This window comes from Granulicella tundricola MP5ACTX9 (assembly GCF_000178975.2).
Taxonomy (GTDB): Bacteria; Acidobacteriota; Terriglobia; order Terriglobales; family Acidobacteriaceae; genus Edaphobacter; species Edaphobacter tundricola.
The window spans coordinates 57,097-81,786 of sequence record NC_015058.1 but is presented as its reverse complement, the minus strand read 5'-3'; the positions used below and the strand labels follow the sequence as shown (position 1 = coordinate 81,786).

The following is a 24,690-nucleotide window of genomic DNA, read 5'->3' as shown; positions in this document are numbered from 1 at the left end:
TACTCAAAGTTGGAGAACAAGCCCCATGTCCATACTTAGCTCTGAGTCTGCGCTTCAGCCAACGGTCGCCTGTCCTAAGTGCGGTACGCCGGTTCCTCTTACAGAGGCTCTGGCCGCTCCGCTGATCGAGGCAACTCGTGCAGAGTATGAGGCAAAGCTCCGTTCACAGAATGATGCTGTCGCAAAGCAGCAGCAAGAGCTCGACCGCAAGCAACAAGCAACCCATGAAGTTGAGCAACAGCTCGCCAAACGAGAGGCGGACATCAAGCGCCGCTATGAGGAAGCCCGTGCAGAGATCACTACTCAACGGGAACAGTTGACAGCTGAAGTCGCCCGTCAGACCGAAGCGGCCGTCACAAAAGAGCTTGCGGAGAGATTGATTGTAGAAAGAAAGGCAATCGCCGAAGCAGAGGCGAGCCGGGCAGCCCAGAGATTTGCTGGCGAGCTTGCGGAGCGGGATCGGGACCGCAAGGAACAGGGTGAGTACATCGAACGACTTACGGCCAAGCTGATGACTGCACAAAATGCTGAAGTGGAACTGAGACGCCGGGAGCGGGAATTCCAGGACAAAGAACGGGAGCTGCCCTTGCGCATCGAACAGGAGGTTAGTGGCCGGCTCGACCAGGTGCGTGCAGCCGCAGCGAACGAAGCCAGTGAGCGGCTTACCCTCCAGCTCAGCGAAAAAGAAAGGCAGATCAAGGACCTGGCAACGAAGCTGGAAGAGGCGAGCAGAAAGGCGCAACAGGGCTCACAGCAGTCTCAGGGTGAGACGCTGGAGCTCCTGCTGGAAGATCAGCTTCGAAGGCAATTTCCGTTTGATGAATTGCAGCCAGTGCCAAAGGGTGAGTTCGGCGGAGACACCCTACATGTCGTCCGTGATAGCTCGGGCCGGGAGTGCGGGCGCATCCTGTGGGAGTTCAAACGCACGAAGATCTGGCAAGCGGCATGGCTTGCAAAACTCAAGGGCGACCAGCGTTCGGCCCGGGCTGACATCGCCGTGATCGTGTCGCAAGCGATGCCTCCGGATGTCACGCACTTCAACGAGGTCGATGGAGTGTGGGTGTCATCGCTGGGATGCACGCTCCCGGTTGCGACGGCGTTACGAGCATCGCTGCTGCAACTCGCGGGCCAAAAGCGCAGCGCCGAGGGACAGCAGACAAAGAGTGAACTGGTCTACGCCTACCTTACCGGCCCACAGTTCCGGGGGCGGATAGAGGCCATAGCGGAACGCTGGTCCGAGATGCAAAAGGATTTAGCGGACGAGAAGAAGGCCACGATGAAGCGGTGGTCCAAGCGAGAGGCACAGTTGCATACACTGCTCGACTCCACGGCGGGCATCTATGGCGACCTTCAAGGGATCGTTGGACGGGACTTGGCCGAGATCGAGGCCCTCGGCGAAACGTTGTTGCTGGAGAACTAACGTATCGAACCGCGCAATTAGGCCACCAAGGTGCTTCAAGGAAGTCAACCATGGCCTCTTTGCTATCCCAAATAATTGAGAGAACAAGCATTCAGCGTATACGGATATCCTGAAAGCCATGCCAACCCATCGAGTAGTCCTCTTGGTCGTCGCCGGCTTCTGTAGCATGTGGCTTTGCGTGCGGATCGGCAAGTTTCTCTGGCGCGAGCTGAATGAGTACATGCGAGATCAGCGATTTGGAGAATAATTACCGATCCAGGATCGATTGCAACAACTTCTACGTCTCGTGCGAGCGTGTGTTCCGGCCCGATCTCGAAGGCGTTCCGGTCATCGTGCTCTCCAACAACGATGGTTGCGGCGTGGCTCACTCATTGGATTATGTGAATATCCCGAATAGTCAATTTGGCTTGAGCTGGGGCCAAATACTGTTGCTGCTGTGAAGCGACTGAAAGCAGGGTGTCCGCGCCCCATTGCCACTTCAGTAAATTCTTATCCGACTCGTCCCCAGAAGGCCAAATTCTCAGAAGCGATTCGCCCTGCATTCTGAGCCTGGCGGGAAGCGGCCAATGCGCGTTTCGAAACCGACCACGCTAGATGAACGCATTGGCGATTCACCACTCGTCGAGAGTCAATGTTGCCGAGAGGAGCATTTGGCTGTATCTCCCACTAGGGAGCAAGATACCTCTCTGTATCGATAACGTTGAACTCCCCCGAGTCACTTGAGAATTGATTAAGTAAGAACGTGTGACCCGCACCGAAGATCACGAGTATGCGATCGTTTGGTTTTGAGAGCCTCCACACATTCTCCAAGATGATCAGATTACGGGCGTGCCATCCGCCAACCCAATTTGCTCCAGGATTGATCTTATTGTCGCCGAACCGCAGCATGTCAAAGTAAAACTTGTTGTTTAGCAGGCGATACTGGGGCGTATTCGCGTGACGAAACCATTCGAGCATTGTGTGGGTGTGCAGGTACGTAGTCTCATCGGCTGCATATTGCTTTCCGGCTGCAAGAAACCCGTCAAATTGCTTCTGCTGGCCATGAGCGGCAGCATAGGCGGAAAAATCATAGGCTTCGTCGGGCCCAGGAGGGCCTTCCTTGTAGTCCACCGCGTCTAGTCGTGGGAGTTGCAGCATCGCGGCAAGTCGCAGTCCTAGTTGGTCGCGTTCATTGGACGTTAAAGAATAACGACCAGCGCGGTAGTCGGCATAACGTTGGTCGAGTGCCGATTGTTCTGACGGCGGCAGTTCAATAGCGATTCGTGTTGGCTTGAATCGAGCAATTGCTCCGACTAGCAATCGAATCTGTTGCTGCCGCTCAGGGGTAAGAACGTCATCTATTACCATATTGCTAATGTCGTGGTTTGGGTTGTTGAAGTGCGTTGTCCCCAGAATCATGATCTGCGGCTTTTCTTGTCCGAAAGCCGGTATAGCAAGCAGCGTCATCCAAAAGATCGAGAAAAATCGACTCAAGCTCATATATTGCATTATGAAGTGTCTCGACTTCTGGATGGCGGCTTCCTTCTTAAACGACCTCACTTCCTGTAGCTATGATGGGGTACAGACAAGTCGGCTTGTATAGAATGACGGCCGATCCTAGAGAGGCTCAGTTTGCCAGAACAGGCTGAGTCACTCGTTGAGGGGAGCCGGGGCCAACGGTGCAAGCTTTTCTAATCCGATAATCACAGAAATCCCAAAACTGACCATGGAAATGACGGCGTATGGAAAGCTTGGAAAGCAAAAGCCGCTTTCCACCCTTCCCACACGCCTTGGAAATCCCTTCGGGATTCCACATTACCACGGTCCCGACGACGCTTTGACCTGACAGAAGCTAGGCAAAGATCTCCTCGCACTTCCATTCCACATAAACGGAAGCCTGTCCGGAAGAGTTACGGATACGCTACTCTCGATGGTTCCGAGTATCGAATCGTACTCGATTGATGAGAGCTTCTTGAACCTGGGCGAGTTCTACGAAAGGGAAGTGGAACCTCTTGCGCGAGAGCTGCGCGAGCGCGTTCGTCGCTGGGTAGGTATCCCAACGTGCGTAGGCATCGCCCCGACCAAGACGCTCGCCAAGGTCGCCAATTTCATTGCAAAGAAGCGTCCGCAGTATCGCGGCGTCTGCGATCTTCGTTCCAGCCAAATGCGGGCAGAGCTGCTTTCCACCGTGCCGGTCGATGAAGTCTGGGGGATCGGCGCGGCGTCGGCGGCGAAGCTCGCAAAGATTGGAGTCCAGACGGCCGCCGATCTTGCTGCACTCGATCCAGATAATACGCGGGCGCTGATGACTGTGACGGATGGTCGTACAGTCTACGAGCTGCGCGGGATCTCCTGCCTCCCGCTGGAGCTGATGGAACCGACGAGGAAGGGAATTGCCGTCACTCGCAGCTTCGGGGCTCCGGTCACAACATGGAGCGAGCTGCGCGAGGCCATCGCAAGCTACGCCAAACGAGCAGTAGAGAAGATGCGCCGATACAAGGTCGCCGCCGAAAACATCTTCGTCTTCATGCACACGAAGAACTTCAACAATGACCCGTTTTACTCGCTGCCGAAGAGGTAGACCCTACGCAGGCTAAACGCTTGCTTCTCCAGCGTAAACATCTGGAAGCCAGGCTTCTATTTGATATGAGGAGCCGTAACCGACTCCAAAATTGTTTCAGCGGCCTTGAGAGCAGCACCTAACAGTTTCAGATGATTTATGTTTTCAGTGGAACCGCAGTAGTGTATTAATTTGCCAGCCAGCGAAAAAACGGGTGTTGCTCTAGATCGCAACCAGAGGTGATAGCCGTTATGCCTTTGAGCTCTCCATTCAACATCCATAGCCGCACCACACGAAATGGTCTCTGCAATCACAAGTGACACTCTAGCCACATCATCCGGGTGGACGACTTCCAGAAAACCTCTTCCCATAATCTCTTCCCGCGAGAAGCCGGTGAGTTCTTCAAAGGCAACCCCAAAGTCAGTGATGCAGCCGTCGGGATCCATGATAAATGGGGCCTGAGGATTTAGGTCGACAATCATCCTGAAGCGCTCCTCACTCTCTTGTAGAGCAACCTGTGAGCGCTGCCTGTCAGTGATGTCCAGTGCGGCCATACAAATGCCAATAACTTCCCCGCCTTCATCCCTTGCCGGAGCGTATGAGATTTCAATATCCTGGGCGATCTCGTTCGTATTGCGCGCCGGCCGAGTGACTGTAATTTTACTCAAAACTTCACCTGCCAAAGCACGCTTTAGGTAAGGCTCATACAGCGGATACCATTCAGGGTATACCGAGGCTACGGTAAGTCCGATCAGCGCGCACGCAGTTGTACCGTTCATTACAGCAAACTGTCGATTAACGCTCACGTATCGAAGGTCCCGACTAAGAAAGCAGAGGCCGATGGGAGAGCCATCGTAAATGGCCTGGAGCTGGGCGACTCTCTGCATCGGAAGCATCTCCAGACTCCTAGGGTCCGCACTATCAGCCGCGAGTGCCCATGACGGCTTGGGAGGTGTTGGTTTTGACGCTACGACTTGTGGAATGGATATGGCTGGCGCAGGCTTCCCATAGAGCCAACCCTGTCCTACATCGCAACCAAGATAGAGGAGTAGACTCGCTTGTTCCTCACTCTCGATTCCTTCCGCAACGGTGGTCATGTTTAGGCTTTGACCGAGACCAATCATCGCGGCCACAATCTTGCGGCTCTCGCGCGATTCCAGTGCGTCTACGATGAAGCATCGATCAATCTTCAAACCATCGAAGCGCAGGGTATGAAGATGGCGCAAACTTGAGTAGCCAGTGCCGAAGTCATCAAGAACGAGTTGGCAACCCAGACCCTTCAATTCTTGCGTAATCGTCTTCGCAAGTCGTTGATTATCAATCAAGGCATCTTCGGTGATCTCGATTGTCAGCCTATCTAATGAAAACTCCGAGCGGCGTGCGATTTCGGCGATCTGATTGGCAAGCGTCACGTCGCGTAATTGCTGAGGTGAAACATTGATCGCAAGTGTAATTGAAGGTGAAAGGGTCTTTGTTGTGTCAAAGGCTTTGTGCAGAAGTTGCTTGGTGAGGCGCGTCAGAAGTCCTTCCCGTTCAGCGACTTCGATTAGGTTTGATGGAAGAATAAGGCCCCTTGTCGGATGCGCCCAGCGAGCTAGTACCTCGAAGCTGGTAAGCCGTCCTGTTCGAAGCTCTCGCAGTGGTTGGAAGCAGGGAACCAACTCGTCCTTATCCAAAATCTCTTCTACCGTTGAGGCGTCTATGACCAAGTGGCCTCCTTTACCTTCTTCGAGGAACTAGGTTCCAAAGCTAGTTCAACGATGAGGCTGAAAAATATCGTGAAGACGGTATACAAAGTGAAACAGCGGCAGGCCAATGACGCAGGTGATAAGCGTGACCTTTTAGGTCAACAAGAACCCAAAATTGAGCGTGAAGCGGTGGTTGGCCACCTGATGTCAAGGGCGACCACCACCGGTTGATTCTGTTATAAGTCAGGACATCAATGGTGCATGGAGAAGGCTGCGCGGCGGTTCTGCTGCCAGCACTGCTCTGTCTGCTGTACGCAGACCTGGGCTTCCTTGCCGTAGCTGATGATCTTCAGCCGCTCGGGTGGGATGCCTTGCTCCATGAGTGCGGTGCGTGCTGCGCTGGCCCGTTGTGCGCCGAGGCCGAGATTGTATTCCGCGGAGCCGCGATCGTCGGCGTACCCTTCAATGAGGACCTGAATGTCCGGGTGCTCTGTGAGGAATTTACCGGCATGCTCGATGGCGACCTTGGCGTCCGGCCTGATCTCCGCGCTGTCATAGTCGAACAGAGCGTCCTGCACGTTCTCATGGAAGATGACATCGCTCTTGGCGATCTCGGCCGGGGTTAAGGATGACCCGGCCCCATTCGCTACTGCCACGGGGCGAGCGCTCACATGAAAAGGCACCTCGCACTCGGCAAAGGTTGTTGGGCTAGAGAGGAGGGCGGCCTTTCCCTTCACGTGATAGTCGCCGGGTGCCATCCCCGCGGTCTTCACGGCGATCATGCGACCGGAGCCGATGATGACGCCGGAATCCGAGGTCCACGCATAGTCAAGCGCGAGTTGATCCGGGCTGGTGAAGGCATGGCCGCTAACCTCGATGATGTCGCCTTCCTTGACTGTGGGCGTGACGCTGCTGCAGGTGAAGGAGATCTCGCTGGGTCTTTTCTCTTCTCGTGCAACGGGCGCGGGCGACCAGTGCATATGGCCTCCGAACTTGACGACGAGACCTGCGCCGATCATGAGGTGGTTTTGAGTATTGCTGTTCCCGTTGGGAAAGGCTGTTCGCAGGTACTGGACGTCGAGAGCACGGATAGCATAGCGATGGTTGATGCTGTAGTCCAGCCCTCCGCCGGCGCTGAGGGCGAAGCTGCTTGCAGAAGTGGTGAAGCTGGTGCCGGTAGGGAAGTAAGAGTCGCTTCCGTGGGCGATACCGAAGAGGGCTTCACCGAAAGGGACGATGCGATGTCCGCTGAGCGTCACGCGCGGTCCGGCAGCGACGGTGATCAAATTGAGGTTCTGCCCGAGGAGGCTGATGTCATTGGCACGACCTCCTGTAGCTTCGCCTTCCACGCTGAGCCAGTCAACAATATGCACGCCTGCAGCAAGATAACCTCCGTTCAGGCTGAAGCAGGGGCAGCCGCCGGGGGGTGCGTTGGCTCGCATGAAGTTGTAACCGAGCGAGACGTCAAGTTTAGGGACAATGAGAGCGGGGTTGCCGGAGCTCTGCTGCGCGAGGGCGGCAGAGCATCCGAGGATGGCAAGGACAAGAGTCAGAGTAGTGGAACGCATCGTACTTTCTCCTTCCGGGCGTTGCCGCCCGGGGTTAGCAGAGCCAGGCGGCTAGTACAGCACCGTTACCGAAGGGGAGGTCGTCAACGGATTCTCATCCACCAGAACGTACCTGTTGTGGTTGATGGCGTAGACGACGGTCGTTCCATTGAGAGTGAAACGCCCTGTTGTGGAATCAGGTGCGGTGTACGTTGAAGGAGTGGTGACGCCTAGCTGCAGTACGTTGATGGTTCCGACTCCAATGTTGAGGTCGAGGGTTGAGGTTGCGGTACCGTCTCCGTTGGACTGAATGAAGCCAGCGCTATCGATGCTGGCGACTGTGCTCGCGGGAGCGGATCCGTAGACATAGGTGCCGGTGAAGGTATTGGCGAGGGTGAAGGGAGCGCCGGTCTGGGCTTCCAGGTTGCCGAGTCCTGCGTAGCCGGTCTCCAGGAAGTAACCCTGGTTGGGGCTGGCAAGATACGCAACGCGAGCAGGCGGAGGTACATCCGGCAGGCCGAGCAGGGCGAGAATGCCCGGCAGTAGACCGCTGGGTGCGGGGTAGTTGAGAACGACTCTGCCGTTGCCGGCGACGGTGCAGGCAGAGTTACCAGTGGATGCGTAGCTGCCGAGAAGGGCGTTCAGGATGGGAACGCCGCTACCTAGACCAGTGAGTCCGTTGGCAAGCTGAGTGAGGCCGCCGGTATCGACGCTCGTGGTGTTGCAGTTACCTGCACCGTCGCCGACGCCGCGGAAGATGGTTGCCGAGGAGAGGTTGAGGACGTTCTGCAACGTCACACCGATGAGTCCGGGGTTTGTGGGGGAATTTTCATAACCGATGTACGGCCCGGTCATGGAGAGGTTGGTGAAGCTCGTCTGGGTCTGCTTTTGTGCGGATCCGCCGAGCAGGACGTAGCTGGAGTGCTTGTCGTTAGAGAGGATGAAGGCGCGGTTGGCGCTGACGACGTAGACCGCGTAGTCGGATGGATAGACTCCGGCTGGAGCGCCTGCGGTCGGCATCGTAAGCTGAAGCCGTCCGTTGCCGTCTGCTGCGGTGTAGCTTCCGGTGAGGGCCTGGTTGGGGTACTTGGTGGAAGCGATGTTTTCGTCGCTTGTACCAGCGGTGAGATTGCCCGCTCCGTCTGTGCTGAAGACTCCTACGGACGCCACCGGCCCTGCACTGATGCCGATCGTGCAGGCTGGCAGACAAGGTGTCTCACCCGACAGGCCGAAGACATAGCTCCCTGTCAGACCGGCGGTGTAAGAGGTTGCATCCTGCGCGAGCAGGGTGCCTGAGCCCTTGGTGCCTTGCAACTGGTTGCTGTCAGACTCAATGAAATCAGCCTGCACCGATATGGTGGACGGAGCGACTGGCGCCTTGAGCGTGATGGCATAGGTTGCGGTTCCGGCGACGGTGCCATCTGCGTTGAGTGTGGTGATGGCGAGCGTGCCACGGTTGTCAGTACCGATGGTGTAGGTGCCGAGCAGCTCGTTGGTTGCGATGGTTGTGCCGGTGGGATTGGAACTCTGATGATTCGAGTCCAGCTCTCCGGAGGTGAGGACTCCAGTTCCGTCTGCGGTAAAGCTGCCGACGGTTGCGGTCTGATAGGAGAGAGCGCCGGCTACCTCATCGTCATAACCCTGAAAGAGGAAGGCGTAAGGTCCCTTCAACTCAGGATCATTGGGTGTGGTGGGGTATACGACCAGCAGGACAAGGGGAAGGCTGGCTGTTTGTGGCGTGCCCTCCGAGTCTGTGGCCGTGACGGTGAAGCTGCTGGCACCGACGACGGTTGGTGTTCCGCTGACGACCCCGGTGGAACTCATTGTGATGCCGGGGGGGAGTGTGCCCGCGGTTATCGTATAGGTGTAAGGCGCGATGCCGCCTGCTGCGGCGAGGGTCTGGGTATAAGGGACGTTAAGAGTCGCGTTGGGGAGCGAACCGGTGAAGGTGAGCGGAGGAACTGGGAGAACGTTGATGGTGATGGGGGCGGTGGTGGTCGCGATCGGGTTGCCTGAGTCAGTCGCGGTGATGGTGACGATTGTCTTGCCTGGGGTTGTCGGCGTGCCAGTGATGGTGCAGTTGTTGATGGTGAGGCCGGGAGGCAAGGTGCCGGAGACCAGGGTGCAGGTATAAGGTGCGGTTCCACCGGTTACGCCGATGGGGCCCGTGTATGGGGTGCCGACCGTCGCGTCCGGAGGGGACGTGATGGTGAGGGTGGGGGTGGCGGGGTTGACGACGATGGTGACGGGGCCGGTGGTGGTGATGGTGGGGCTGCTGGAGTCCGTCGCGGTGATGGTAACGGTAGTGGTTCCAGGAGTCGTGGGAGTTCCGCTAATGGTGCAGTTGCTGATGGTGAGGCCGGCGGGGAGTGTCCCGCCAGTCAGGACGCAGGTGTAGGGGCCGGTTCCGCCGGTGACGCTGATCGGGCCCGTGTAGGGGACGCCGACCGTTGCCGGTGGAGGTGAGGCTATGACGAGGACGAGTGGAGCCGGATTGATGGTGAGTCCGACTATGCCTGTCGTGGTGAGGGTCGGGTTGCTGGAGTCGGATGCCTTGACATTCAGGCTTACGGTTCCAGAGACCGTGGGGGTTCCGCTGACCGTGCAGCCTGTGATGGAGAGGCCTGCCTGTAGTGGCCCGGTGAGGGTGCAAGTGTAGGGTGCGGTTCCACCGGTGACTGCGATGGTGGCGTTGTAGGGAATGCCTACGGTGCCGTTCGGCAGAGTGCTGGTGGTGATGACGAGTGGAGCCGGATTGATGGTGAGTCCGACTATGCCTGTCGTGGTGAGGGTCGGGTTGCTGGAGTCGGATGCCTTGACATTCAGGCTTACGGTTCCAGAGACCGTGGGGGTTCCGCTGACCGTGCAGCCTGTGATGGAGAGGCCTGCCTGTAGTGGCCCGGTGAGGGTGCAAGTGTAGGGTGCGGTTCCACCGGTGACTGCGATGGTGGCGTTGTAGGGAATGCCTACGGTGCCGTTCGGCAGAGTGGTGGTGGTGATGACGAGTGGAGCCGGATTGATGGTAAGTCCGACTATGCCTGTCGTGGTGAGGGTTGGGTTGCTGGAGTCGGATGCCTTGACATTCAGGCTTACAGTTCCAGAGACCGTGGGGGTTCCACTGACCGTGCAGCCTGTGATGGAAAGGCCAGCCTGCAATGCCCCGGTGAGGGTGCAAAGATAAGGTGCGGTTCCACCGGTGACTGCGATGGTGGCGTTGTAGGGAATGCCTACGGTGCCGTTCGGCAGAGTGGTGGTGGTGATGACGAGTGGAGCCGGATTGATGGTGAGACCAACGGGACCATTAGTGGTAAGGATCGGGCTGCTGGAATCATAGGCTTTGACGTTGAGGCTGACAGTTCCGGCTGCGGTTGGAGTTCCGCTAACCGTGCAAGCGGTGATCGAGAGACCAGCCTGCAACGGTCCCGTAAGGGAGCAGGTGTAGGGTGCGGTTCCGCCAGATACTCCGATGGTGGCACTGTAGGGGATTCCCACGGTGCCGTTCGGCAGAGTGCTGGTGGTAATGACGAGTGGAGCCGGATTGATGGTGAGACCAACCGTTCCTGTGGTGATCAAAGTTGGATTGCTGGAGTCACTTGCCTTGACAACAAGGCTGACAGTTCCAGAGACGGTGGGCGTGCCGCTGACATTACAAGCATTGATTGAGAGACCTGCCTGGAGTGGGCCCGTTAGCGAGCAGCTGTAGGGCCCAGTTCCACCCGAGACCGCGACCGTGGCGTTGTACGGAACACCCACAGTGCCGGTCGGCAGCGTGCCGGTGGTGAGGCCGAGCGGCGCTGGGCTTATCGTGATGGTGAAAACTCCGGTCGCCCTGGTGCCGACCGCATCCTGAACCTGAGCGGTAAAGACAAAGGTTCCTGGTAATGTCGGAATTCCCGAGATGACGCCCGTTGATGCTGACAGTGTCAGACCAGGAGGCAGACTGCCCGAGGCAAGACTCCATGAGTATGGGAGGACCCCACCGCTCGCATGAATCGTCGTTCCATAAGCAAGCCCAACGGTTCCTAATGGAGGATTGCCCGCAAGGACCACCAGAGGTAATGGAGCCGCAGTGATCGTAATGGTTTCTACTGCTGTCACGCTGAACGGAATATCACTTGAATCGGTCAGTTGAACCGTAATGCTTGATGTGCCGGGTATTGTCGGCGTACCCGCGATCTTGCCGGATGTGGTATCAAACGTCAATCCGGGCGGTACCGAGCCGCTCACTATGCTCCATTTCATCGGAGCCGTCCCCGGGACTGCGATAAGTGTCGTGCTGTAGGTCAAACCGACGACTCCAGCCGGCGGAGTTCCAGAGATAATCGGATCCGGGTTAACCGTGATCGTATCGATCTGGTGGTTCGTTGTACCAGCGACTGAGCCAGTTAGCACGACTTTGAGCGGGGAAGTGAGGCTTGCAGGCGCAGTGTACGTCGTCGTCTTCCCGGTCACATTCGAGATGCTCCCACAGCCTGTATCGACACACACCGGCCCAGACAGGCTCCACGTAACACTTGAGCTTCCCGAGACGAGAGCGGTTACTGGAATGCTCTGGCCAGCATCGATCGTGGAGGTGGAAACTGAGAGACTTTCGATCCCTCCGCCAGGGTATCCTCCCGTGCCGCAGCCTGAAAGAACGAACATTCCTATGCTTATCAACGTGAAGGAAGCGAAAGCTTTGTCCGACCTAAAGATAGCAACAAGCCTTTTAAAAGAGCGGGTTGACCAAGACAGATCTAGGAGTGACTTTACGGCAGGGATATTCGACATGACTTACTCCTCGAAGATAACTTCAACACTGATTGCCAAATTGTCACGGTAACTTGAAACCTACAATGACGCATGTAATCTGTCGGGTGCCTGTCGCTTACAAAACTTCAGTACATCATCGTTACTTAGAGCCAATTACACATGGAGTTACAGTTTTCAGGGCGTTATGCAGCAAACCGATTATTTCTAGCGCTAAGTCCGTCTGGCTGTTCTTTTTGAAACAATGAACCTCCAAACATAAGAGAAATATTGGGGATATCTTGTAACTTTAGTTGTATTTACAAGAATTTAGGAGCAATACTCGCTAAGATGTTGTCACACGTACTTTATGAAAGTAGCCACTGCCTTGCCAAGATTTTTCTAGCGGGCCCAGAGGCTAATCATGACGGATCTAAAGTGGATGTGCCGCGAGAGCGAACCGAGCGATGCAGCGGCGATATTGGGGAAACTTAAGATCGAATAATAAAGCCACCGTAAATCGCGTCCGATACTATCTAACCGCTCGATCTCGATCGCTCGCCGGCATATTAAGGTGGGGCTGACCATTTCAAAAACTCATGAAGCTCGTCAGGGAAACTTGCTCCACGTAGCCGCCCGATCGGATAACTTGATAGCAAGGCCCGTCAAACCGTATCTCGGAGAAGAGGGAAGTGCTGAGCCCGTTGCGACGGGGGCGGGTGACGCAGGCTCCTACCATGGGGTTAGGGGCCAGCCTTCCTTGTCAAAGAAGCATCGGCAAGCTAGAGGTTGGTTTGAATCCACCGCTGAGAAGTGTTTGGCGGGTAGAAAGTGCGGCACTTTGTCCTGCCAGTTCTTACGACTAGGCCATTTGCAGTATCTGATATCTGATTTTCTCCGGGTGTGCTGTATGTTATTGCCAGCGGTCGAATGCCTGAGGGACCATATACCATGAAAAAATCAGAAAATGTTTCCGCTTCGGGGTTGAGCGCCTGTGCGCGTATCGTCGGAGCCAGCGAAATGGCCGGGCGCGTACGAAATTACATTTGGCGGGACACCCTGCTCGGCCCTATCGAAGGTTGGCCCCATGCCTTAGTTTCGTCCGTCAATCTTGCGCTCAACTCCTCGGTCGCCGCTGCTCTCTATTGGGGTCCCGAACTGATCTTCATCTGCAACGACGCTAGCGTCCGCATGATGGGTGATTACCTCAATGATTTCCTGGGTCTCTCGGCAGAAAAGCTTTGGATGGAGCATTGGCCCAATGTGGAGCAACAGTTCCGCGCTGTGCTTACCAACGGAGAGTCATTCACCGGGGAGGGTGTCCCTTTCACTTTCAAGAGGGCAAATCCCTCAGACGAAATTCATTTCACTTACAGCCTGAGTCCTATCTATGACGAGGGGTCTGTCGTCGGAATCTACCGGACCCTTGACGACATGACCGGGCAAGTTGTGGCGATGCGGAACCTCGCCGAAGCGAACGAGCGCCTCCGTATGGCCCTCACTGCGGGATGCCTGGGGGTGTGGGACTGGCACATCCATACCGGCATCGTTTACGCGGATGAAACCACCGCGAAACTCTATAGCATCGACCCTAACGAGGCAGGGACCGGAGTCTCAAATAAGCTCTTTGAGCGGATGTTGCACCTGGACGACATAGCGCCACTCTCGGACGCAATCATTGGCTGCATCACAACAGGCAAAGAGTACAGCGTGGACGTTCGTGTGAACCGTGGGGATGGAAGCTATCGGTGGGTGAGGTCGATGGGGCGTTGCGTCTACGATAAGAACGGCCACGCCTACCGCGTCACCGGCTTGAAATCTGACGTAACCGACCTGAGACGCTCCGAGAGCAAACCGCAAGCCGCGCAGGGCACATTGCTTCCTATTGAGGCATGGGAGAAACTCCCGCTACACATGCAGTCCCTTTTAAGGGGGACACTTCCCTTCTTGGTGGATAGCCCCGACCAAATTAGGTTGGTGGTGGTTCCTGATGTCAATGGCACTCAGATCAGCCTCCGCGTGGCGGCTACCGATCTTGGAAAAGCCATCGGCAAGCAAGGACGGACTATCCGGGCATTCCGCACAATTCTCCAAGCGGTGAACGGCATCGGGGAACATCGTTATTCCATTGATATCGAGTCACGTGCGGCCTCCGACTCAAACCAAGCGTAAACGCAAAGCCCCACCCCTTAGGTGTGGCCTATCGCCCGGTGAAACCAAGGACCATTGTGCTCAAGTGCATCACCAAATAAGCGCGGTCTAGGTGGAGTCGAGAGACCGACGTCGTAGCTCGCTCCGGGGGATGAGTTGTGCTCTTGTTTACACTGACAGAACTCGTCACGATAGATCCTCGCAGCCAATACGTGGGGACATTTTGTTCTCTAACTTAGTTCCCTTAAACAGAGGGCTGAAAGCGGGCATATGCTACTCCAGACGTCCTCATTGACGTCCTGCCCTTTCGCAGGGTCATCACTCGATTGTGAAACAGAAACGTCTTATTGGAGCTTTGGGCTGGAACGCTCCTGACTGTGGGCGGTACCCTACGCCCCGCCTATGGGACGACCTGCTCTGTTGTACCTGTGCGGTAGTATGCAAAAAGCTCAGCGAACGGCTGATCTATCAGTTGTTCAATAAAAGCCCCATAGTGGTTCCAATCTGCGTACTCGCTTCATCTAGGAACATACGCAGGGCTTTTGCAGTTCTACCTTCTCTCCCAATGACTTCCCCAGAACGGCCGCCGCCACACTGACCAAGAATGTGATACGAGGTGAAACGCGGTACACCAGCCACGATAGCTCACACGCGGAGATCGCCGAACGCCAAAGATCTATAAACAATTAGCTGTGATTTTATGCATTGAATCATCCTCCAGAAGAAGATGATCTAAATTACGCACAGCCCTCTTTGGAGGGCCTATTTTTTCGATCCGAACTAAGCCTCACCGGAAGGTCGGGCGACCGGCTAGCAACAATCTCACCAGCCAAACGTTCATTTGGAGGTGTGCTAAACCTTCGGGAACGCGATAAGAGTTCACTGACTAATTCGGTAGCCATCTTCCGGCCATGTTGCGCTATAGCAAAATCTTGTTCCAATTGCTTCACTACTTCGTCCACCTGCAACCGCCTAACCCCTAAAGACTCTGGATGGGGTACGTATAGGCTAATAAACTCGCGTAGGGAGGTCTGTAACCCAAAGGAGCTAGGTTCTGATCAAAATGGATCAAGGGCTCTTTGTCTTCCCAGATCTCTTGAATGTGCCAAAAAGGGCAGGCGCTCAACTTCCCTAATGTGAATATGGGTAATGGCAATGCGCACGAAGGAAACGTTAGCAAGGGGCACGAGTGAGGCGGCGGTCATTTCTGATCACAAGTGGGTCAACAGCGAACCGGCAGCTAAAGACAGAGCGAATCTGATCGATGTCGGACGCCAATCAGAATTGAGCCAGGAAGTACAGCGGTTGGAGGCTCAAGCTGTCGCCACTCGCGCAGTAATCGAGCAACTCTGGCAGGCACTCGCTGATCTCCGCGAATGGCACAAGGAGGAGTATCAATCCTGTAGGCGAATAGATGAACAAGCTGATGCGGCATTGGCTCTTCTTCCACCCGCGAACTCAGAGCAACGGCTGAATTACTTGCAGTTGAAGAGTGCTTGCAAAGCATAGCTACTTCAGCTCTTATGCTGATCCTTCGTCGGGTGCAGCTACAGTGAACCCCGACGCTGCCTCTGCCCGTACTACATCATCTGTTCCCCCTCGAAGCACGCCGGCGTTTCAAATGGATTTCTTCTGTGCCCAAACTACACGTTCAGGATCGAGCCGGATCGTCGTGCCAATCTTTATGTGAGGAATCTTTGCTGCCCTCATTAGGGCATATAGGGAAACTCTTCACAAGTTCTGCGTCCGCGGCCTGATGGATTAATCTGATGGTTAGGGGTGGATGGCGATGAAGCAGCAGACGTTTGCGTCCCAGTCGAGCTTTGAGAAGTATGGGCGGAAGTCTCGGCGGGAGCTGTTTTTGGATGAAATGGAAGTGGTTGTTCCGTGGCCCGAGTTACAGGCTCTGGTCGAACCGCACTACCCGAAGGCCGGCAACGGCCGTCGTCCTGTCGGGCTTGCGATCATGCTTCGGACGTACTTTATGCAACAGTGGTTCAACTTGTCCGACCCCGGCGTCGAAGAGGCGTTTTACGAGTCCTTCACGCTGCGGCGGTTCGCTGGTGTTGACCTGGGCGTGGCTCCGGCACCGGATGAAACGACAGTGCTGCGCTTCCGCCACCTGCTCGAAAAGCATGACCTTGGCGGTGCCATGCTCGACGCGGTGAACCTGCATCTGGCGGCCAGGGGCATCCGCATCGAGACCGGCACGATCGTGGATGCGACCATTATTCATGCGCCTTCTTCGACCAAGAACGAGAAGAAAGAGCGTGATCCGGCGATGCGTCAGACTCGTAAGGGCAAGCAGTGGTACTTCGGACTGAAGGCGCACATCGGCGTTGATGCAAAAGAAGGTCACGTGCATTCGGTGGCGACGTCTGCGGCCAACGTTTCAGACGTTCACATGCTGCCGGATTTGCTGCATGGCGACGAGCGAAAGGTGTGGGGCGACGGCGGCTATCAAGGCCAGACCAAGGCCATCCGGCAGGCCGCGCCCAAGGCCCAGGACATGACCTGCAAGCGAACCAGGTTCAAGAACTATGTCGATGAAGCGGCAAAGAAGAAGAATACGACGAAATCAAAAGTAAGAGCGAAAGTAGAACATGTCTTCCGTGTCCTGAAGCGCGTCTTCGGCTTCGACAAGGTACGCTACCGAGGCATCGCCAAGAACCATCACCGGCTATGCGCCAACTTCGCCCTCATCAACCTCTACCTCCACCGCAAGCACCTGGCGGGAACCGCCGCCTAGCGCCGGGAGACGGGCTATGAGTCTTCGACTCCGCACAAACCCCAGCCAGAACAAGCAAAGCACGGCCCCCCCCGCTGAAAAACTTGGCCGCCGACTCAAGTCACACACCGACATCGTCAAATCGGCCGCCTGCGCAGAGGCTCCAATAGCTTGTCTCGAACGTTGTATGACCCAAATACTTGTTGACATTGAGAGGTGAATTCATTCCTTTGGCGTAGGCTGAAGGAAAGTTGTGGGAAGCTTAATTCTAAGCACCCTTGGCAGACGATTGATCGAGATGTACTGCTGAGGTATACCTAAACGATACGTAACAGCGCCCTTCGAAATCCCGTATCGGAAAGGTTTAATTCTCCTTTATGATACGACTAATGGCGCGGGTTAAAGTGTGATCTTCAGGGCTACATGGCGGGCTTTCTTCAGGGCTAGCTGACGCCAATGACGAGTGTACTGCGGGCGGCGTTGACCACGTCGTCGGTGATTACGGTCAGGTCGTTGACCCGGAGAACCCGCTCGATCTGCAGGAATAGTCGGCGTAGAAGTCTGAAATTGCCTCCCGTAATCCTGGCGATACTCGCAATGGCCTGAGCGTCTGTGAAGTCCGCCCCGTCGAGCTGCAGGCCAAGCTTCTGCCAGTGCCGTGCGAGCACGAACGACAGTTCATCGCCAAGCAGCGGACGGTAGTGATGGGCGAAGCCGACTCGGCTGTAAAGCTGTGGGTAGCGGGACATGCGCTTCTCGATCCCCGGCATGCCGATCAGGATGAGGCCGATATCGTTGCGGTCGAAAAGGTCACGCAGATATTCCAGAGCGGCGGTATTGAGGCGCTCCGCCTCGTCGAGGACGACCAGCTCCACGTAGTCCCAAGGCAGAGTGCGAGCCGTTTTGCCCGTGTGCTGGTCGATGCAGACATTGATGCGGCCGAGCAGATCGTCTATCTGATGTCGAAGCGCGCCGAAGTTGGCTCGTACGTCCGGTGTGAAGAAGAGGACGCGTGACCGGGCGAGCGTCGCATAGATCTTCTTGTCTGCTTCGTCGCGAGGCCCCCAGCGAGTGAGAAGCGGCTCAACGCTTTGCCAGTGAGCGTACCGTCTAGCGGACTGCGTTTTGCCCACACCTGCCGCGCCGTAGCAGAGGCCGATATAGCGCTCCTTGCGAACGACGTTTGCGAATTCCATGAACCGGCGGTGTTCTTTGGTGACGATGAAAGCCTCTGCACGGCGGGGTGCCTTGGTTGTTCTCATTCAAGATCCTCCCGGTAGGTATGTAGTTTGGATTTCTTTGGCTGCGGGATTGAGGTCTTTGCGGCGGGCGGACCCGTCGTTTCAGTGTGAGGAGAAAGGAAATCTGCCACGGGAGTGACGCGTTCCCTGATCTGTCCACGAAGCGCGCGGCGGTGAGCCGAGCGCGCGGTCTGGATGTCCTTCAAGGTGATTGCCTGGCCGCTATGCTCGGGACTCACTGCACGGCAGAGGAAGCGATTCCGGTGAAAGACACGAATCTCAGCAACATCTCGTGGATCGTATCGAATGGTAACGGCCTCTTTCACGTACGCCGCGAGGGTTGGATCCATGTACCGAATTCCTTGGAAGTGAATGCCGTCGCGGTGAACAGTCCGGGCTTTAGCCACCGAGATCAGCAGCAGATCCAGATCCTCAAGACTGTCCGGCATACGCGGAAGCCAGCCGTTGCCCGACCAGGAGGTTTGCGGTGCAATGCCAATCTCGCGATGAACTCGGGCGTTATAGGTGCCGAGCATGAAGTTGCCGATAGCTCGGTCCAGTTCAGACAAAGATAGTTTTGGTTCTGTAGTCGGCTTGCCATGCTTCAGGTAGCCGGGCAGCTCAGGCAAGAGTTCTGTGTTGAGAGTTCCGAATAGACGCTCGATCTTGCCGCGCCCTTGAGGACGGGCAATGGTGGAATAGACGAGTTCGAAGTGCAGGTCGACGGCCACCTGCTCAAGATGTTTGCTCGTGAAGTCGCTCCCATGATCGACATAGAGAACGTCCGGAATACCGCATATAGCCCATGAAGGGTCTGCCTTACGCCAGATCGCCTGACGGAGAGCAAGCGAAGTCTGGAAAGCCGAAGGTGCTCCAGCGAAGACCAGGTAGCCGGCCAGAGCGCGAGAGTGATCGTCGATCACAGTGGTCAGCCAGGGTCTGACTGGCTCGCCGCTCGCGTCTCGAATGAGCACGTCGAGTTGGGTGTGATCGGCTTGCCAGATCGCGTTTGGGTGGCTTGCGCGGTGGCGGTACACCAGCTCGAACTGGTCGCGGAAACGAGCAGGGCCTTCATGAGCCAGCGTGGTCAGGGCTGGATCGAGCCGCGAGATGATTGCATATACGCTGCTGTACGAAGGCGAAGGCCACTCTCGCTCTTTACAGAGCGCGAGAACGCGGCGATGGACCGCAGCAGCGGAGGGCTGTGGCTTCTTCAGGAAGAGTCCTTCGATCAGTTCCACTGCTTCTGGCGGAATCTTTCGTCGCCCGCGATCTTCGCGGGTCTGTCTAACAAGTCCAGCCAGGCCATCTGCACGGTATTGAGCAAGCCATCGCTCAATAGTCCGTAAACCCACGCCTGCAGCCTGCGCCGCTCTTGGAAGCGGGACACCTCTCTCCGTGTGAGAACGAAGCACCCGAAAGCGAGACATCGCTTGCTCGCGCTGTGCCTCGGTGAGTTCTGCCAACGCCGGCGATTTGTCTCCTGAGTGCATGGCCAACACCCCTCGACTACGATCTAAGCCGTGTCCGTAAGACGATCCTTCAACGGACAGCTCTGGACTGACTACAAGAAGCCAGAAACCCGGCAATCCTTGTCTCACATACCTGGTACGGTGATATTCTCACACAAGGCCCGACAAACGTTACACATCATGCCAAAGACTCTCATCGGCTACGCACGATGCTCTACAGACAAGCAGGACCTCACCGCCCAGCGGGAAGCACTTGTTGATTTAGGCGTAGCTGCGGAACGAATTTACGTCGATCACGGTCTAACTGGAACGAACCGGGCGAGGCCAGGTCTCAATCAGGCGCTGGCCGCAGTTCGAAAGGGCGATACGCTGGTCGTGCCGAAGCTGGACCGGCTCGCCCGCTCGGTACCCGATGCGCGCTCTATCGCAGATGAGCTGGCAGCGCGTGGCGTGACGTTAGCGCTGGGCCAAAGCCGCTATGACCCAACCGATCCCATGGGCAAGATGTTCTTCAACATCTTGGCCACCTTCGCGGAGTTTGAGTCCGACCTGATTCGGCTGCGCACCCGGGAAGGTATGAAGATCGCTCGCGCAAAAGGCAAACTCCGGGGCAAACAGCCCAAGCTGTCAGACAAACAGCAGAAGGAGCTGGGGCGCATGCATGGAACTGGCCAGTACACGATCAGCGACCTGGCGGAGCTGTTTTCTATCTCTAGACCGACGGTCTACCGGACGCTTCTACGTTCTGCTCAAGCTTAATTTCGCTCTCGATATTGATAGAAGCAGCCATTTCAGCCTTATGGTCGCTGAGCGACTCGGCGATTTGCGCCGATCCAGAGTCTCTCGCGTGATGGTGATTGCCGAGCCTTCCTCTAATCTTAGAGGTGGATGTAGAGTATTTGGCGAGTTTAGAAGGAGAGCATGACTCCGATTGAACCATTTTCCCCCACGTTTTCTTCCGATCACTGGGAAGACTTGCGTTCCCGCATCAAACAAACGCGCTGGCCCGACGAGATTCCGGGGTCCGATTGGGGCAGTGGGTTCGAGCTTCAATCTCTCAAAGATCTCTGCCGGTATTGGAGCGAAGACTTTGATTGGCAAAAGCAGATTGATCGGCTTTCCCAATTTCCCCATTTTCGCTTCAAATCAGATCAAGGAAAGATCCATTTCCTGCACGTCAAAGGGAGAGGACCTGCTGCGATTCCCTTGATTTTGACCCACGGCTGGCCAGGGTCGTTTCTCGAAATGCTGGAGATAGTTCCTCTCCTCACGAATCCGGTGGCACATGGCTTAGCCGCCGACATCTCGTTCGATGTAGTCATCCCCTCGTTGCCTGGCTTCGGCTTCTCCGATCGGCCTCAGAGCGAAGGTGTGAACTCATTCCGCGTCGCCGAGATTTGGGTTGAGCTGATGCGGGCGCTCGGCTATGACCGCTTCGCCGCGCAGGGCGGGGACATCGGTGCTGGCGTCAGTACCGCTTTGGGCTTGCGCCACAGTGAGCATCTGATCGGAGTCCACCTTAACTACATTCCGGGCTCCTACAAACCTTATCTGGCCCCTGGAACCGAGATCACCCCCGCAGAACGACAGTTCCAGGCCGAGGCCGCCCAATGGTATGACGAGAACGGTGCGTACGCACACATGCAGGGTACAAGGCCGCAGACTCCTGCCTATGCATTGAATGATTCTCCCGCGGGTCTGGCGGCCTGGATGCTTGAGAAATTTCGGGAGTGGTCCGATTGCGGAGGCGATCTTTACAGCAGCTTTTCGAGGGATGCTCTTCTGGCCAATGTCACACTGTACTGGATGACGCAGACGATATCTTCCTCGTTCCATATGTATCGCGAGGGACGCCGAAGTCCTCTTCATTTTTCATCGACCGACTATGTTCCGACGCCGTGTGCAATCGCATGTTTTCCGAAGGAAATCATGATGCCTCCTCGGAGTTGGGTAGAACGTGGTTATAACGTCACTCGATGGACACCCATGCCAAAGGGCGGCCACTTCGCGGCAGCTGAGGAACCGGAGCTACTTGCCTCTGACCTTCAGGCATTCTTCGGTACTGTGCGCACCTGAGAACCCAAGTGAATCTGAGAGGGTGAATTCTTGCCCTAACTACAGCATGCCTTCAATGAGGAGAAACTCGTCGTGTATCTAATCTTAGCCAATGTCCCAATTTTGGTTGGCGAGTACAGGCCGAGTCACTCGTTGAGGCGAGCTTCGAAAACTTCGACTCCAAACCCGTGTACACATCGTCGATTCCCAAGACATCGGTTGGGCGGCAAATAGCGCTGAAGAAAACCCGCCACATATCGCTGAAGGTCACACGTATTCTGCTTTAAGATACAGCCAATGCCTAAAGTAATAAAGTCTAAAGCGACACCTAAAACCTCTCGGCACCCGAAGGGGCAAAGGGTCGGATATGTTCGCGTGAGCACGCTCGATCAGAACGAGCATCGGCAGCTGGAAGGCATCGAGCTGGACAAGACGTTCCTGGACAAAGCCTCTGGTAAGGATGTGAAACGTCCACAGCTCACCGCTATGCTGGACTTCGTGAGGGAAGGGGACTCAGTGTTCTGTCATTCCATGGATCGCCTCGGCCGCAACCTGGGAGACTTGCGAAAGTTGGTCGATCTGATGACAGAGCGCGGAATTTCGGTTCACTTCCTGAAGGAAGGTCTGACGTTTACTGGCGAGGATGCACCAATGGCAAACCTGATGCTTAGTGTCATGGGCGCAGTGGCTCAGTTCGAACGCGACTTGATTCGCGAGCGGCAGAGAGAGGGAATTGACCTCGCAAAGCGGGCCGGGGCGTACAAGGGTCGCAAACGAAAGTTCTCCCCCGAGCGAGCGGCAGAGCTGAGCCGCCGTCTGGCCGAAGGGGAAGAAAAGGCTAGTCTCGCGCGTGAGTTCGGCGTCAATCGCGCAACGATCTATCGATATGTTGGCTGGGCCGCGATGGAAGTCGCAGCCCTTGCCAAGAAGCCAGGAACGGCAAAAAGGGTCCGGACTTCGTCGGGTGCGCGGTAATGAAGAGTCCAGCACAACGCTTGATGCATTGCCGGTGCGGGAATCGGAAGATCCTCGCCATGGGGCTTTGCTCAACCTGCTACACGCTAAAGCGGCACGATGATGAACACTTCGGCGGTCTGCGTGAGGCTGTTCTGGAGCGCGATGGAAAGCGTTGCCGAGTGTGTGACGCTTCGGGCCGGGACAAACGCTCCATCATCGTCCACCATCGGGTTCCCGGGAGATCTGTTCTCAACCTGATGATTTCGCTTTGCCCAGGCTGTCATGCGAAAGTCCATCGCACGAGGGCTGTCATGTCGGCCATGCCCCCACTCCTGTTGAAGCTGTGGCGAGAACAGCACCCGAAAGGACATGAGCAGACAAACCTTAATTTCAAGGTTCAAGGTCCACCTGCCGCGCTCGTCCCCCTGTTCAAATCCGAGATCTCAGAGGAGTGAAAGCAGCCTACCCTACCACTCCAGACGGTCGGTATTTTGTCGTCAAGGGGCGTCTTTGGCGCTGTACGAACCCGTCGTTGCCTGCCGCAACGAAAGCGGTCCTGGTCAAAGAGCTGATGCAGGCGAGGAGATTCAAGGGAGAAGCGATGCGCAAAGGTGACACGGCCGGTCGGCAACAAGCGCGTCAGAGAGTCGATCTAGTCAAGCATCAGTTGGGTGAGCGGGGGCCCGTCTGGTGGAATGATGGCGCCCCAGATTTGAATCGACACATTGTGATCAATACGCCCTACGCTGACTGGTTTATCGGCTTATCCGCTTAGCAGCATAAGCCCGTCGAGTCAGCGGTATCTGGTTTGCTCAATTGCAAGAGCGTAGTTGCTGGCAACCTTTCGATTTGTCTATATCGTCTATCAAAAGCAGGTCAGACTAAGACGCCCGACCTGGGGGCAGTCCAGTCTTCCTAGCAGTCCAGGCAGCGCACAGCCCGACCCGCTCTGCATACTCGAAACGGACGAAAAGACATCAACGGCATGGAGGGCAGATGCCGATCATTGGACCAACAACCGATCACTCTGAAATCCGCCGCTGGGCTGAGACCCACAATGCCATTCCAACAGAGGTCTTACCCCATGATGTCGATTCAGAACCTGCGCTGATTAGGTTTATGCTCGCGGAGCAGGCTAAAGATCATAGCGATATGCGGCTAATCCCCTGGGAGGAGTTCTTCTTAAAGTTCGATTCCCTTGGTCTGTCGTTTGTCTACGATGACGGGTCCACAGGCTATAACGAGATTCTCCAGATTGAAGAGCTGTCCCCTTATAGCAAGGCAGAACGCAACGCTGCCAGCTTCTACAATTAGGGGTTATTCCTTAGCCGTCAAAACCCTTCATGAGGTCATCTTCACTCATGTCTGCAAGGGCGATGTTGCCGTCATCTCCACGGACCTCGTAGAGAAAATGCGTTTGGAACAGTGTGATCGTTCCATCCGAGAAATGGATGATGATGCCCTTACCCGCCGGTTCGGCGGAAAGAATTTCTATGTCCTTATGGTCAACAGCCATTCCTGTTCCTTGATTGGTGAATCTGCGTGCCTGAGCTGACTAGATTAGCGATTTGCTTCCTAATTGTCTGTCCGCAGCGCGGCAGAGCCGATCTTAGCAAGAGAGGATTAGATCAGCATCGCGACCAACGTCTGCTAGGTCTGGACGGCCAGGTTCTTTGGCGAGAGCGCTTCCTGAGATCTGATCTGTTTCAAAAGATCACTTGGATGGATTGGCTTCGAGAGCAAGCTAAAGTCATGGCCCAGTTGCCTAGCGTCGAGGAGCAAGTCTGCGGTTTGGGCCTGCCCCGAGAAGAGCAGTACCTTGCAATCGGGACACAGTTTTGTGAGCTGGATGGCTAGCTCAACGCCAGAAAGTTGAGGCATCACTACGTCGGAGATGAGGAGATCTGGAGCCGCAGATGCGGCAGCGGCAAGCGCGTCCAGAGGATTATAGAAGGCACGCGCAGAGAAGCCGCTCTTTTGCAGAATGGCGGTCAAGGTCTCCGCGATGATCCGCTCATCGTCGACTACAAAGATGTGCTTAAGCTTCATATTTTCCATTTTTTGAACCCTCAAGTTCGTTCCGTTAACTGCCCAGCGAACGTAGGGCTGCAAAGCAAGCTAAAGAACCTGCTTCATCTGATGACAGGGACAACCCGGCGAAGCG

21 protein-coding genes and 1 pseudogene are annotated in these 24,690 nt (G+C 55.9%); 13 read left to right on the top strand and 9 right to left on the bottom strand.

Going from position 1 to position 24,690, the window contains the following annotated elements:
• Positions 1-25 precede the first annotated feature (25 nt).
• The 3 genes and pseudogenes from ACIX9_RS21805 to ACIX9_RS25155 all read left to right on the top strand — a co-directional run.
• Positions 26-1,420 carry a DUF2130 domain-containing protein gene (locus ACIX9_RS21805; RefSeq protein WP_013573054.1) on the top strand — a complete coding sequence of 465 codons (1,395 nt, stop codon included), beginning with the start codon at positions 26-28 and terminating at the stop codon, positions 1,418-1,420.
• A gap of 118 nt (positions 1,421-1,538) precedes the next feature.
• Entirely contained in the window at positions 1,539-1,667 is a 129-nt protein-coding gene (locus tag ACIX9_RS27520) for a hypothetical protein (protein WP_269744714.1), read from the top strand.
• A pseudogene (locus ACIX9_RS25155) lies at positions 1,633-1,791 on the top strand (Y-family DNA polymerase); the annotation flags it as partial. The gene ACIX9_RS27520 and the pseudogene ACIX9_RS25155, both read left to right, overlap by 35 nt.
• Before the next feature lie 295 nt (positions 1,792-2,086).
• Here ACIX9_RS25155 and ACIX9_RS21800 read toward each other — a convergent pair.
• A complete protein-coding gene (locus tag ACIX9_RS21800) occupies positions 2,087-2,899 on the bottom strand; it encodes a DUF5694 domain-containing protein (protein WP_232298975.1) in 813 nt (270 codons plus the stop codon).
• Positions 2,900-3,284: 385 nt separating this feature from the next.
• On the opposite strand from ACIX9_RS21800, the gene ACIX9_RS21795 reads away from it, so the two are divergent.
• Positions 3,285-3,980 (top strand): Y-family DNA polymerase, encoded by a 696-nt coding sequence (locus ACIX9_RS21795; RefSeq protein ID WP_332308649.1) that lies wholly within the window; start codon positions 3,285-3,287, stop codon positions 3,978-3,980.
• Positions 3,981-4,036: 56 nt separating this feature from the next.
• On the opposite strand, the gene ACIX9_RS24290 is transcribed toward ACIX9_RS21795, so the two are convergent.
• Positions 4,037-5,668, bottom strand: a complete 1,632-nt coding sequence (locus ACIX9_RS24290; protein ID WP_013573051.1) for a sensor domain-containing phosphodiesterase — start codon at positions 5,666-5,668, stop codon at positions 4,037-4,039.
• On the opposite strand from ACIX9_RS24290, the gene ACIX9_RS21785 reads away from it, so the two are divergent.
• Complete coding sequence (locus ACIX9_RS21785; protein WP_041598166.1) at positions 5,669-5,878, top strand: hypothetical protein; 210 nt, start codon at positions 5,669-5,671, stop codon at positions 5,876-5,878.
• A gap of 20 nt (positions 5,879-5,898) precedes the next feature.
• Here ACIX9_RS21785 and ACIX9_RS24285 read toward each other — a convergent pair whose 3' ends face one another.
• Both ACIX9_RS24285 and ACIX9_RS21775 read right to left on the bottom strand, forming a co-directional pair.
• Positions 5,899-7,215 (bottom strand): OmpA family protein, encoded by a 1,317-nt coding sequence (locus ACIX9_RS24285; protein WP_013573050.1) that lies wholly within the window; start codon positions 7,213-7,215, stop codon positions 5,899-5,901.
• Positions 7,216-7,266: 51 nt separating this feature from the next.
• Positions 7,267-11,964: a beta strand repeat-containing protein gene (locus tag ACIX9_RS21775; RefSeq protein ID WP_013573049.1), complete on the bottom strand. Its 4,698-nt coding sequence runs from the start codon at positions 11,962-11,964 to the stop codon at positions 7,267-7,269.
• 909 nt (positions 11,965-12,873) lie between these two features.
• Here ACIX9_RS21775 and ACIX9_RS21770 point away from each other — a divergent pair.
• The 3 genes from ACIX9_RS21770 to ACIX9_RS21760 all read left to right on the top strand — a co-directional run bounded on the left by ACIX9_RS21770 (position 12,874) and on the right by ACIX9_RS21760 (position 16,822).
• On the top strand, positions 12,874-14,094 hold the full coding sequence (locus ACIX9_RS21770; protein WP_013573048.1) for a PAS domain-containing protein: 1,221 nt from the start codon (positions 12,874-12,876) through the stop codon (positions 14,092-14,094).
• 1,128 nt (positions 14,095-15,222) lie between these two features.
• A complete protein-coding gene (locus ACIX9_RS21765) occupies positions 15,223-15,582 on the top strand; it encodes a hypothetical protein (RefSeq protein ID WP_041598165.1) in 360 nt (119 codons plus the stop codon).
• 280 nt (positions 15,583-15,862) lie between these two features.
• Positions 15,863-16,822: an IS5 family transposase gene (locus tag ACIX9_RS21760; RefSeq protein ID WP_041598203.1), complete on the top strand. Its 960-nt coding sequence runs from the start codon at positions 15,863-15,865 to the stop codon at positions 16,820-16,822.
• 422 nt (positions 16,823-17,244) lie between these two features.
• On the opposite strand, the gene ACIX9_RS21755 is transcribed toward ACIX9_RS21760, so the two are convergent.
• Positions 17,245-18,063 (bottom strand): AAA family ATPase, encoded by an 819-nt coding sequence (locus ACIX9_RS21755; protein ID WP_013573046.1) that lies wholly within the window; start codon positions 18,061-18,063, stop codon positions 17,245-17,247.
• The gene (locus ACIX9_RS21750) at positions 18,060-19,472 is read right to left on the bottom strand and encodes a Mu transposase C-terminal domain-containing protein (RefSeq protein WP_083808540.1); all 1,413 of its coding nucleotides are present in this window, start codon (positions 19,470-19,472) and stop codon (positions 18,060-18,062) included. Before ACIX9_RS21750 ends, ACIX9_RS21755 begins: the two co-directional genes overlap by 4 nt.
• Positions 19,473-19,694: 222 nt before the next feature.
• On the opposite strand from ACIX9_RS21750, the gene ACIX9_RS21745 reads away from it, so the two are divergent.
• From ACIX9_RS21745 to ACIX9_RS21735, 3 genes are all read left to right on the top strand, one after another.
• Entirely contained in the window at positions 19,695-20,273 is a 579-nt protein-coding gene (locus ACIX9_RS21745) for a recombinase family protein (protein WP_013573044.1), read from the top strand.
• 162 nt (positions 20,274-20,435) lie between these two features.
• Positions 20,436-21,590: an epoxide hydrolase family protein gene (locus ACIX9_RS21740; RefSeq protein WP_013573043.1), complete on the top strand. Its 1,155-nt coding sequence runs from the start codon at positions 20,436-20,438 to the stop codon at positions 21,588-21,590.
• Between the two features lie 276 nt (positions 21,591-21,866).
• Entirely contained in the window at positions 21,867-22,544 is a 678-nt protein-coding gene (locus ACIX9_RS21735) for a recombinase family protein (RefSeq protein WP_013573042.1), read from the top strand.
• Positions 22,545-22,630: 86 nt separating this feature from the next.
• On the opposite strand, the gene ACIX9_RS26110 is transcribed toward ACIX9_RS21735, so the two are convergent.
• Positions 22,631-22,927, bottom strand: coding sequence for a hypothetical protein (locus ACIX9_RS26110; RefSeq protein ID WP_157478311.1), 297 nt, complete (start codon positions 22,925-22,927; stop codon positions 22,631-22,633).
• Between the two features lie 50 nt (positions 22,928-22,977).
• On the opposite strand from ACIX9_RS26110, the gene ACIX9_RS27825 reads away from it, so the two are divergent.
• Both ACIX9_RS27825 and ACIX9_RS21720 read left to right on the top strand, forming a co-directional pair.
• Complete coding sequence (locus ACIX9_RS27825; RefSeq protein ID WP_013573039.1) at positions 22,978-23,301, top strand: hypothetical protein; 324 nt, start codon at positions 22,978-22,980, stop codon at positions 23,299-23,301.
• A 221-nt stretch (positions 23,302-23,522) separates the two neighbouring features.
• Positions 23,523-23,840, top strand: coding sequence for a hypothetical protein (locus ACIX9_RS21720; protein ID WP_013573038.1), 318 nt, complete (start codon positions 23,523-23,525; stop codon positions 23,838-23,840).
• Between the two features lie 10 nt (positions 23,841-23,850).
• Here ACIX9_RS21720 and ACIX9_RS21715 read toward each other — a convergent pair whose 3' ends face one another.
• A complete protein-coding gene (locus ACIX9_RS21715) occupies positions 23,851-24,042 on the bottom strand; it encodes a hypothetical protein (protein ID WP_013573037.1) in 192 nt (63 codons plus the stop codon).
• A gap of 134 nt (positions 24,043-24,176) precedes the next feature.
• Positions 24,177-24,575 carry a response regulator gene (locus tag ACIX9_RS21710; RefSeq protein ID WP_332308647.1) on the bottom strand — a complete coding sequence of 133 codons (399 nt, stop codon included), beginning with the start codon at positions 24,573-24,575 and terminating at the stop codon, positions 24,177-24,179.
• Positions 24,576-24,690 lie beyond the last annotated feature (115 nt).